9 protein-coding genes are annotated in these 11,768 nt (G+C 43.7%); all 9 read left to right on the forward strand.

Features of this window, described 5'->3' with window-relative positions; all coding sequences use genetic code 11:
• Positions 1 to 33: 33 nt before the first annotated feature.
• The 9 genes from L6469_RS12915 (at position 34) to L6469_RS12955 (ending at position 11,737) form a co-directional block, all read left to right on the forward strand.
• The gene (locus L6469_RS12915; protein ID WP_006283300.1) at positions 34 to 1,635 is read left to right on the forward strand and encodes a hypothetical protein; all 1,602 of its coding nucleotides are present in this window, start codon (positions 34 to 36) and stop codon (positions 1,633 to 1,635) included.
• Positions 1,636 to 1,913: 278 nt separating this feature from the next.
• Positions 1,914 to 2,159, forward strand: coding sequence for a DUF3244 domain-containing protein (locus L6469_RS12920; protein ID WP_162091560.1), 246 nt, complete (start codon positions 1,914 to 1,916; stop codon positions 2,157 to 2,159).
• A 42-nt stretch (positions 2,160 to 2,201) separates the two neighbouring features.
• Positions 2,202 to 3,704, forward strand: coding sequence for a cysteine peptidase family C39 domain-containing protein (locus tag L6469_RS12925; protein ID WP_006283301.1), 1,503 nt, complete (start codon positions 2,202 to 2,204; stop codon positions 3,702 to 3,704).
• A 45-nt stretch (positions 3,705 to 3,749) separates the two neighbouring features.
• Entirely contained in the window at positions 3,750 to 3,908 is a 159-nt protein-coding gene (locus L6469_RS12930) for a hypothetical protein (protein ID WP_006283302.1), read from the forward strand.
• Positions 3,909 to 3,977: 69 nt separating this feature from the next.
• Positions 3,978 to 4,739, forward strand: coding sequence for a GLPGLI family protein (locus L6469_RS12935; protein WP_039871028.1), 762 nt, complete (start codon positions 3,978 to 3,980; stop codon positions 4,737 to 4,739).
• Positions 4,740 to 4,741: 2 nt separating this feature from the next.
• Positions 4,742 to 7,306 carry a hypothetical protein gene (locus tag L6469_RS12940; protein ID WP_143067167.1) on the forward strand — a complete coding sequence of 855 codons (2,565 nt, stop codon included), beginning with the start codon at positions 4,742 to 4,744 and terminating at the stop codon, positions 7,304 to 7,306.
• 3 nt (positions 7,307 to 7,309) lie between these two features.
• Positions 7,310 to 9,505: a peptidase domain-containing ABC transporter gene (locus tag L6469_RS12945; protein ID WP_006283305.1), complete on the forward strand. Its 2,196-nt coding sequence runs from the start codon at positions 7,310 to 7,312 to the stop codon at positions 9,503 to 9,505.
• A gap of 76 nt (positions 9,506 to 9,581) precedes the next feature.
• A complete protein-coding gene (locus L6469_RS12950) occupies positions 9,582 to 10,055 on the forward strand; it encodes a hypothetical protein (RefSeq protein ID WP_006283306.1) in 474 nt (157 codons plus the stop codon).
• 80 nt (positions 10,056 to 10,135) lie between these two features.
• Positions 10,136 to 11,737: a hypothetical protein gene (locus L6469_RS12955; protein ID WP_074803143.1), complete on the forward strand. Its 1,602-nt coding sequence runs from the start codon at positions 10,136 to 10,138 to the stop codon at positions 11,735 to 11,737.
• Positions 11,738 to 11,768 lie beyond the last annotated feature (31 nt).

The raw sequence follows: 11,768 nt of genomic DNA on the forward strand, positions 1-11,768 counted from the left end.
TGCATTGACAATTTTTGCCTAAATTCCAGACTCATGAATAACAAAAGTCTTATCATATTACTTGTGTTGGCTGTGTTTCTTGTTACGGGTTGCAAGGAAAAACACAACAAAGCTATTGACATAGCATACCAACTAACGGCAACAGCACCGGATAGTTCCTTGTCGGTACTTAATGGAGTTAACCAGGCAAAACTTGGTAAAGCCGAAATGGCGCGGTATGCCCTTGTCTACACCATAGCACAGGACAAGAGCGGGCTGGATGTTGACAACGATTCTTTGTTAAGGACAGCCTACACCTATTATAATAATCAAGAGGATGACTCGCTCTATGCCAAGTGCGAGTACTACATGGGCAAATACTACATGCTCAACGACAGCACAGAACTGGCTATGGACTGTTTGCAGAAGGCAGCAGATGTTTCTGAAAAGAATGGGGATAGATATACACAATGTATGGCATTGGAAAAATACTCTCGAGTGCTAAGGCAAACAAATCCTCGAAAGGCTGTAGAAGTGGCAAGGCATGCAGAAACGACATACTCAAGTATACCAGAAGCCTCAAAGTCAAATATAGTTTACACGAAACTAAACGTAAGTATGTGTTTACTTTTCGCTGATAGTGTAAACGAAGCGGAGAAGAAATGCAAAGAAGCCATGTCTGTAGCCTATGAGGTAAAAGATTCAGGCATCCTTTCTGATGTTTATCAAGACATGGCTTCTGTTTTGGCAGAAAAGAAGAACTACAAAGAATCTTTATGGTACTCCTATCAATCGTGCAAACTTGACAATGCAGATCAATCATCCAAAATGCTAAATCTGGCTTGGTCTTATCTGAATGCTGACTCAATTAAACAATGTAATGCCCTTCTGAACACAATACAAACAGAAAATCTCTCAGAGTTATACACAGCTTATTATATACGACATTTAGCTGCGATAAAGGAGCACGATTATTCTAAAGCTGTTTCATTGGCGGACTCTGCATATCACTATATAGAAGAAATGTATGGAAAAGAGCTTAACGATAAGGAAAAGTACAATAAATCCTTGGTTGTTGCTCAATACGAAAAATGCATCAGCGAGGGGAGGGCTCATCTGCTTACATGGCTCGTTTCTTTGATCGTTTTTTCAGCAATCGCAGTTATAGCTTTTATTTTATATGCATATCGACAGTATAAACAGAGAGCAGAATGGAAGATTCAACGTGAGCAAGAAAAGCGTGAAATGGAGGAGAAAATGTATGAGGAAGAAATGCATCATAAGGAAATTCAGCTTTCAACGATGCGCAGCTATCTGCTCAAGAAAATCAATATAGCACAAAGGATAGAAAAAATTCGTGGAAACAAGAAGAACATCGTCGTTCTAACGGAGGAGGATTGGGAAGAAATTAAGATGTTTGTTGATAATGTGGAGGGTAATTTCATATCAAGGCTAAAGAAGCGATATCCAAAATTAAGCGATGAAGATATTAAGTTCATGATTCTTATTCGCCTCAAAATGTCTTCCAAGGCTATGGGATTGATTTACAATATCAGTGAAAAGTCAATTCGTCAGAAGCTGTTCGTGTATAAGTCAAAAGTTGGCTTGGAGGGTAAGAACAGCCCATCATTGAGGTCTTTTATTGAAGCTTTTTGAAGCCCTAAAATGAAGAAATAGACATCGAAAACAGGGGGTGGTATAGTTAATTTGCTGAATATCAATACTTTTTGTTGATTTTTATAATTGGAGAAATAGACATAAAATATTTCGAGGCTTAGAATAAACAGTCTAACTTTGCCAATCGGAAACAATAAACACGGACAATTATGAAAAAGATTATTCTATTTCTGTTGATGTTGCTGGTCATATCTCCTTGCCAAGCAACTGGCATAAACGTAAAGAGGGAAGCAACAACTTCTAAAGGTAGTATGCGCATGCCGTCTATAACGCGTGTATCTGCTGACTATGAGAATGGACTTATAACTGTAGATGTGAAAGGGTACACTGGTGGAGTTCAGGTTTTCGTTAGTGATCCCCAAGGCAATGTTGTGGGGTATACAATATCATCAGTTACTAACAATGGAATTGTAACACTGAACTTAGGATCTCTTTCAGAAGGGGACTATACTTTAAACATAGTCTTGGATAGTGCAACCTATTACGGACAATTCGATGCGTAGCATTTAATCTATTTAGCAATAAAGGTTAATAGTCAATATAAAATGAAGGATTCTACATTATACTTACTAGATATAGTTAGATATTATTTGAAGGTTACAAGAAAGGCCTTCAATGATACCGAATTATGCAAAATATTGTTGTCGGATCCAACTTTTCCTAGCCTCGCTTCGATCTGCCGGACTTTTGAATTCTATGGTTTCAAAACGGAAGCTTATAAAACTGATAAGACGGATATAGATCAGGTAAAAGATAGAATCATCCACACTTCAAGTCATGGAGGACATTTCTTTATTGTTCTTAATGTGGGTGAGAATGATGTCACTTTGTTTGATAGTAAGCGATATGTAATATCCAAAGTTCAGTTCTTGAGTCTTTGGGATGGCATTATGTTGGTGATTAATGCGTCAAAAGATAATAAGGCTAACATAGTGTCGAATGACTTTAAGCATACTTTTATAGTCTTATTATCAATCGTCGTATGCGTAAGTTTCATGCTTCTTAGTAGTTCATTACTAACTGTAGTCAATATTTTTCTTGATGTTGTCGGGATATATTTGTGTAGGATCCTGATTCGCCGTCGAATTGGTTTTCCACAAAGCAGTGAATTTTGTAAAATAGGAGAGAAATTTGATTGTGATTATGTCTCATCTAAGCAACCACTATATAATAAGATACCAATTAGCCTAGATGAACTTGGCTTATTCTATTTTGGGGAAAACTTATTAGTTGGTCTGATAAGCGAGAGTAATATCTTTAACGTTTCTATGTCTTTTATTGCAGCTTTTGTATCTAGCTTGCTTGCTGCTTATCAAATTATAGGGATAAAGAAATATTGCATATATTGCTTTTGTATTTATGTGATTTGTTTCACGGAAGGATTCTTTACTTACTTTACTATAGGTAACCTTTCAGAGTTGGACTTTCCTAAATCTTTGACAATAAATTTGCCTGAAATTCTAATTGCTATAGTAATATGTGTTTTATATACGAAATTGGAATGGACAAAGTATAAAAGCTTAGAAAAAAGCATAGAACTATTAAAGATTAAACGGATACCAGACGTATATAGGGCATTGTCTGACAAAAGACCGATATTGGATAAAAATCCGTTAAGTGGACTTAAGTACGGAAATGATAAGGCTGCTTGTGAAATAGTTATTTTTGCTAGTTTAAGTTGTAAATATTGTAGAGAAACCATTAAGGAAATATCTATACTCATAGAAAAATTCCCCGAAAAATTCAAATGTATGGTTATCTTGACAAAATCTACAGTAGATGGAATTGATTATAGCAAGGAGTTGTCTTTGGTAGAAGATTATCTTCAAGGACACGTAAACATTAATAATCTTCTTACGAAAGAGTTACCAATAAAAAGGACAGAAGAGATATCTAATACGGCGAAGAGCTTTGTTGCTAGTATGGATACAGAAATTAGTAATTTCCCAATAACTTCTATTCCGTTTGTTGTTATAAATGGATACAAGATGCCAAATACATATAAATTAACTGATTATCAATATATTAACTCCGGAGTATATAAGTAATGATCAGTAATATAATAAACATTGTTAAACATAAAATTTAAAGAAATGAAGAAGTTAGAAATCTCTGAAATGGAAGGAGTGTTTGGAGGCATGAGTGTCGACTGTAAGGCTCTGCAGGCACTTGCAGATGCATATGCAAAAGACGGTGCGACAAACAGACAGTGGGACGAATGGTGCGATGCATATGAAGCTCACGGTTGTTAAATGATTTTGTATCACTCCTGAACTATCTATGGCTCGGGGGTGATATTTCTATTTTGTTAATTATGTACTATGACCCATACTAAGATAATAGTATTGATATTGCTCCTTTTCCCAATGGCCTTGATGGCACAGCAGACGCATGTACTGGAGCCAAGCATCATGGAAGTGGCTTACCATGAAATATCCGGCAAATACAATGATGACTACGCGTTGCGTGTGGGACAATCAATGAGCCAATATTTCAGTTATCATAAACTGCGCGATGACTCATTAAGCAGCAATGCACAGACCTCCATGATCATTCTTCAGGAATTGCTTGATGAGGCAAACAACAGAAATGATGCCTCCAAGCAAAGGGCGAGTGGTCCGGACCACGGCGACTATTTCTATAGAAGCCAAGCCAACAATACCTTTGACACATATACCAGTTTTATGGGACAAGGGTATAAGATAACTGAACCTATAACCGTACAGGATTGGAACATCGTCACGGACAGCACACGCCAGATTCTTGGCTACAACTGCTGCATGGCTACGACAACCTTCCGTGGCAGACAGTGGACGGCTTATTATACAGAGGACATTCCCGTGCCGTTAGGACCTTGGAAGCTGGGTGGTCTGCCAGGATTAATATTGTTTGCGGAAGTCAAAGGATTCATCACAATTGAAGCTTCTGGCATTAAGACCAAGAGTACATCGCCCGTCACTTTCTATAACTTCCTGAACAAAAAATACGAAGCCATTCAGCGAGACGTTTACATCAAAAAAAGAAGCAATCCCAAGGCATACCCCAAGAACACGATTGTGACCCCACAAATGGAACTGCAATGAAGATGTTGAAGATTATCTGTTTGCTCATCTTTCTGTCAGCCTTGTCAGTTTCCGCACAGACTGTTGTCACAGGCAAGATCGTGGATAGCAATGGGGAGGCAGTACCGTCAGTGATAGTTAAACGTTACATTGCTGGTCACAAGATGCGTGGATATACCTGCAGTAGCAGTGATGGTTCGTTCTGTATTAAGGCGGAGATTGGCGATATGCTGGAATTCAGCATGCTCGGCTTCAAAAGCCAACGTATTGAGATAGAGGGTGGCATGAAGCCTCTGATTGTAAAGATGAGCGATGATGCAATTAAATTAAAAGAAGTTACTGTAAAGTCGGACAAAGTGCACGAGCATGGCGACACCATATCTTATATTGTAGGTGCTTACGCCAACGGCAATGACCGGAGTATCGGCGACGTGATTGCGAAGATACCCGGTTTCGACGTGGACAAGTCAACAGGAAAAATCTCTTATGAGGGCAAGCCGATCAGCAAGTTCTATATAGAAGGCCTTGACATGCTTGGCGGTAAGTACGGTACAGCCACCAACACGCTACCGCAGGGCGAGGTGGGCTCTGTGCAGGTCTTGCGCAACCATAAACCCATCCGAGTACTGGAAGACTTCACGTTTACGGACGATGCCGCCGTGAACATCAAGATGAAGAGCAGTGCCAAGAGCCATTGGGTGACATCGTGGAAGGCCGGCGGAGGATATGGCAGTGCACACGACGGCTATGACAAAGGCAGATGGCTCTTCGAGGGATTCGGCTTGAGGTTGAAGTCGGACCTACAGACGATGCTGACCTACAAGACCAACAATACGGGTACGGATGTCAGCCGTGAGTCGACAAGCCTATTCAGTCTTGACGAATTAATGGGTGAGCAACCTAAGAGTTTCATTAGGCTCTCCGTTCCCACAGCGTCAGGTCTTTCCCGTGAACGCAGTCTGCTGAACCGTAGCCATGCCTTTACGGCGAATGTCATGAAACGTATCAGCGAGGATTCACAGATAAACTTCCAACTTGTCTACAACAACGAGCGGGACAAGGCATGGGGAAGTCAACGGACGGAGTATGTCCTGACGGATGGCAACCGTATCATCAACAATGATCTGTCGTGGCGGTCGAACAGCAACAATTTTTATGCCCTGCTGAAATACGAGCATAACTCTGCGAAGAGCTATCTTCGCAACTCGCTCTCCAGCGACATGACGTGGCTGTCGCAGCATCTCAGTGAGACAGGTACGCACTCGCATGCTCAGCACTCACTGCTGCCGGTGTTTGACTTCCGCGACAATCTCTACGTCATCCGCCGGTATGGCAACACGCTCGTCTCCTTCTACTCCAACAACAGTGTTCAGCAGCGTCCTCAGCATCTGTATGTCGACTCCACCAAGCAGCAGAACTTGTTACAGCGGTTCTACTCCACCGACACGTATGCTTCCGGTGGATGGAAGTTGGGACTGCTTAGCCTAAGCATGAAGTTTGGTGTAAAAGGTTTGCTGCGCTACCTCACAGCCAATGCCTACGGCCTGCCGGACTCCATTGGCACGACAACCGGAAAGAGTCATTTTGGCTATGCCAAGCTATATGCCAGTCCGCAACTGGAGTACAACGCCAATGATTTCAAATTATCTCTTTCCGCACCTGTTGAAAGCTCGCATTACAAATACAGTGAGGACACAGGCAGAAACCGATTAGACATTTCTCCGTCGCTGCATATCCGTTGGGATGCCACCTCTCGGATCACCATGAACGTTCACGGCAGCTATAGCGTAGAGCCGCTGGACTTCAACCGCTTCTATGGCTCACTGATCATGCAGGACTATCTCTATCTTAACCAAGGCTATGCCGGATATGATGTAGCCAAGAGTAAGACGGTAAGCTATTCGCTATTTTACCGCAACAGCTTGAAGGGCACGCATTTCATGGGTCGCGTCTCCCGCTCGTTCGACACCACGCCGTATACCTTGTCGCGCGAGTTCTCCGGTGAATATATCATCATAGGAACGATTCCCGTCAAGACGAACAGCAACAGTTGGAACTCTACGCTGATGTATCAGCAAGGACTGTCCTTCCTCAACGGAAAGTTCACCTTTCGCGGACTCTACAGCCACACGGACTTGAAGATGTATCAGGACGGTAGCGTTTCGCCGGCAAAATACAATGCACTCAGCACCAAGGCATCGCTGTATCTTTCCCCTTACACCGGCATGTCCATCGACTATTCTGTGCAATACGCCTACGACGACATGCTGCCTGAGAACGGCAACAAATCTTCGTTCAACAACTGGCAGCACACGGCAAAGATCATCATACCCGCCGGCAAACTGCGTTTTACCCTCAAGGGTGAATATGACCACAATCAGCTGATGCCGTCGAAATACAAGGACATCTTCTTTGCCGACGCAATCATCGGACTCACATCCAGACATATCGACTATGAATTGGGCCTGAGTAATCTGCTTAACGAGAAGTCCTATGTCCGTTCCACCGTTGCCAACCTCACAAAGATGCGCTCTGAGACCATCCTTCGAGGTCGGGAGTTATTACTGACACTTGTGTATAAACCATAATATATGGAACTGATAAAACAATACGATTCCATGCAGTGTGGCATTGCATGTCTGCAAATGGTTTGCAGACATTATGGCCGGAGTTATTCATCGAAACAAGTATCCTCGTTGTGTTTTCCTACCAGAGAAGGTGCTTCTTTACTCGGATTGAACGATGCTGCCATTACTTTGGGATTTCATACTGTTAGTGCAAGGGCTGAAGTGAATGAGCTCTGTAATCAGCCATTGCCTTGCATTCTTCATTGGAATCAAAACCACTTTGTGGTTCTCTATAGAGTCAGTAAAGGCAAGAAGTTCTATGTCGCTGACCCTGGCAAAGGCCTTGTAAAATATAATCTTGAAGAGTTCAAAAGCCACTGGATCAGCACACGGTCTAACGGGGAAGAGAAGGGTATAGCTATGTTCTTGGAGCCAACACCTGCTTTCTACTCACACAAGAACGAGGAAGAAAAGGAAGAAGATAAGAATCCACGGTCGTTCCGCTTTCTCTTCGGCTATGTGAAGAAGTACAAGCGCTATTTCGGACAAATAGTGCTTGGGCTTATCGTGGGCAGCCTCTTGCAGCTCGTCCTTCCGTTCCTCACGCAGTCCATCGTCGACGTGGGCATCAAGAACCAGAACCTTGGCTTCATTTGGCTGATACTGCTCGGTCAGCTGATGCTCACCTTCAGCCGTACGGCCATCGACTTCATCCGCCGATGGCTGTTGCTGCATATCTCCATGCGCATCAACATCTCGTTGGTGAGCGACTTCTTTATCAAACTGTTGAAACTGCCGATGTCTTTCTTCGACACTAAGCTCATGGGCGACCTCATGCAGCGGATGAACGACCACAGCCGCGTGAACAACTTCCTCACCAGCCAGGCACTGAGTGTGACCTTCGCCATGCTCACTTTCGTAGTATTTACGGTGGTGCTGCTGTTCTACAACAAACTCATCTTTGCCATCTTCCTTGCGGGTAGTCTGCTCTACGGCCTTTGGATGACACTTTTCCTGCGCCGCCGCAAGGTGCTGGACTATGAGCTCTTCGAGCAGCAGGCCATCAACAACAACAAGACCTACGAGTTCATCACGTCCATGCAAGAAATCAAGCTTCAGGACTGTGAACAGCGCCGTCGGTGGGAATGGGAAGACACGCAGGTAGACCTCTTCAACGTGCAGATGAAGTCGCTGAAGCTGCAGCAGACGCAGGAGGCCGGCAGTATCCTCATCAACGAGGTGAAGAACATCGTCATCACCGTAGTGGCAGCCGCTGCCGTCATCCACGGACAGATGACACTCGGCATGATGCTCGCCGTGCAGTATATCATCGGGCAGCTCAATTCGCCCGTTGAACAGCTTATGAACTTTTTCTACTCCCTGCAGGACGTGAGAATCAGCCTGGAGCGCATCAATGAGATCCACCGCGCCGAGGACGAGAACGGGAAGAATGACCTCAGAACCTCGCTGTCCGACAACAGCAAGGGCATCGACATCGAGGGCATCATGTTCAAGTATGACCCTCACGCCTTGCGCAAGACCTTGGACGACGTGACGATACGCATCCCCGAGGGAAAGGTGACGGCCATCGTCGGAGCCTCGGGCAGCGGCAAGACCACGCTCGTCAAGCTTATGCTCGGATACTATCCCGTCTTGGAGGGTCAAATCAATATTGGAGGCACGGACATCAACACGCTCAACAAGAAATGGTGGCGCCGCCAGTGCGGTGTGGTCATGCAGGACGGTGTCATCTTCTCGGAGTCTATAGCAAGAAATATCGCTGTTGACGATGGCGACATCGACAAGGAACGTTTGTTGAAGGCCGCACGGATAGCGTGCATCCACGACTATGTGATGTCGCTGCCACTGAAGTACAACACGAAGATAGGCCGTGACGGCGTGGGACTGAGCCAGGGGCAGCGGCAACGCATCCTCATCGCCCGTGCGGTGTACAAGAATCCCGACTACATCTTCCTCGACGAAGCCACCAACTCGCTTGATGCCAACAACGAGCGGGCCATCGTGGAGAACCTCGATACGTTCTACCGTGGCAAGACCGTCGTCATCGTCGCCCACCGCCTGAGCACGGTCAGGAATGCCGACCAGATTGTCGTCATCGACCATGGCAAGGTCGTCGAGACGGGCAACCACGATACGCTGACAGCAAAACGCGGTGCATATTATAATCTTGTCAAGAACCAGTTAGAATTGGGGAACTGACGAAAGTCATCTGCTATCGCTTAGCAGAAGAGCAAGCGAAAAAAGATACAACCAACCGCAACGAAGATTTTAAGATATGGACAACAACAAGAATGAAACAGACAACATAGAATTGCGGAGCGAGAAGGTGCGTCACATCATCGGGCTGGTGCCTCCAGCCCTTGTGCGGACCGGCACGAAGGTCATTACCCTTGTCGTCATTGCCCTTGCCATCGCTTTCTACACCATCCGCTATCCCATCACGATTGAGGCGCAGGGAAAGGTAACGAGCAACGATTCGGTAGAGTTCCTTGTTCCTTACAAATACCTCTATCTCTTTGATGAGCCGCGCACGGCACGCATCACCTTAGAAGGGCAGGACAATGACGATGCCCCAATTGTGTGTCCCATCACCAGCCACAACGACAAGCTGCTGGTCGTAGACGGAAACCATTATTTTACCGCTAAGACCCACATCCCTTCTAATGGCAGCAACTCTCAGTCAGAATTGAAGGTCTCTGCCCGTATCGTTATCAGCGACAAGACGCTGTGGCAGCAAGTATTCAAGTAAAGTTGTGCAAATTAAAGAAATAGACATCCTTTATTTTCTGCATTGACAATTTTTGCGTTTTTTGCCTAAATTCCAGACTCATGAATAACAAAAGTCTTATCATATTACTTGTGTTGGCTGTGTTTCTTGTTACGGGTTGCAAGGAAAAACACAACAAAGCTATTGACATAGCATACCAACTAACGGCAACAGTACCGGATAGTTCCTTGTCGGTACTTAATGGAGTTAACCAGGCAAAACTTGGTAAAGCCGAAATGGCGCGGTATGCCCTTGTCTACACCATAGCACAGGACAAGAGCGGGCTGGATGTTGACAACGATTCTTTGTTAAGGACAGCCTACACCTATTATAATAATCAAGAGGATGACTCGCTCTATGCCAAGTGCGAGTACTACATGGGCAAATACTACATGCTCAACGACAGCACAGAACTGGCTATGGACTGTTTGCAGAAGGCAGCAGATGTTTCTGAAAAGAATGGGGACAGATATACACAATGTATGGCATTGGAAAAATACTCTCGAGTGCTAAGGCAAACAAATCCTCGAAAGGCTGTAGAAGTGGCAAGGCATGCAGAAACGACATACTCAAGTATACCAGAAGCCTCAAAGTCAAATATAGTTTACACGAAACTAAACGTAAGTATGTGTTTACTTTTCGCTGATAGTGTAAACGAAGCGGAGAAGAAATGCAAAGAAGCCATGTCTGTAGCCTATGAGGTAAAAGATTCAGGCATCCTTTCTGATGTTTATCAAGACATGGCTTCTGTTTTGGCAGAAAAGAAGAACTACAAAGAATCTTTATGGTACTCCTATCAATCGTGCAAACTTGACAATGCAGATCAATCATCCAAAATGCTAAATCTGGCTTGGTCTTATCTGAATGCTGACTCAATTAAACAATGTAATGCCCTTCTGAACACAATACAAACAGAAAATCTCTCAGAGTTATACACAGCTTATTATATACGACATTTAGCTGCGATAAAGGAGCACGATTATTCTAAAGCTGTTTCATTGGCGGACTCTGCATATCACTATATAGAAGAAATGTATGGAAAAGAGCTTAACGATAAGGAAAAGTACAATAAATCCTTGGTTGTTGCTCAATACGAAAAATGCATCAGCGAGGGGAGGGCTCATCTGCTTACATGGCTCGTTTCTTTGATCGTTTTTTCAGCAATCGCAGTTATAGCTTTTATTTTATATGCATATCGACAGTATAAACAGAGAGCAGAATGGAAGATTCAACGTGAGCAAGAAAAGCGTGAAATGGAGGAGAAAATGTATGAGGAAGAAATGCATCATAAGGAAATTCAGCTTTCAACGATGCGCAGCTATCTGCTCAAGAAAATCAATATAGCACAAAGGATAGAAAAAATTCGTGGAAACAAGAAGAACATCGTCGTTCTAACGGAGGAGGATTGGGAAGAAATTAAGATGTTTGTTGATAATGTGGAGGGTAATTTCATATCAAGGCTAAAGAAGCGATATCCAAAATTAAGCGATGAAGATATTAAGTTCATGATTCTTATTCGCCTCAAAATGTCTTCCAAGGCTATGGGATTGATTTACAATATCAGTGAAAAGTCAATTCGTCAGAAGCTGTTCGTGTATAAGTCAAAAGTTGGCTTGGAGGGTAAGAACAGCCCATCATTGAGGTCTTTTATTGAAGCTTTTTGAAGCCCTAAAATGAAGAAATAGACATCGAAAA

The sequence above is a fragment of the Segatella baroniae B14 genome (assembly GCF_022024235.1).
In the GTDB taxonomy this organism is placed as follows: domain Bacteria; phylum Bacteroidota; class Bacteroidia; order Bacteroidales; family Bacteroidaceae; genus Prevotella; species Prevotella bryantii.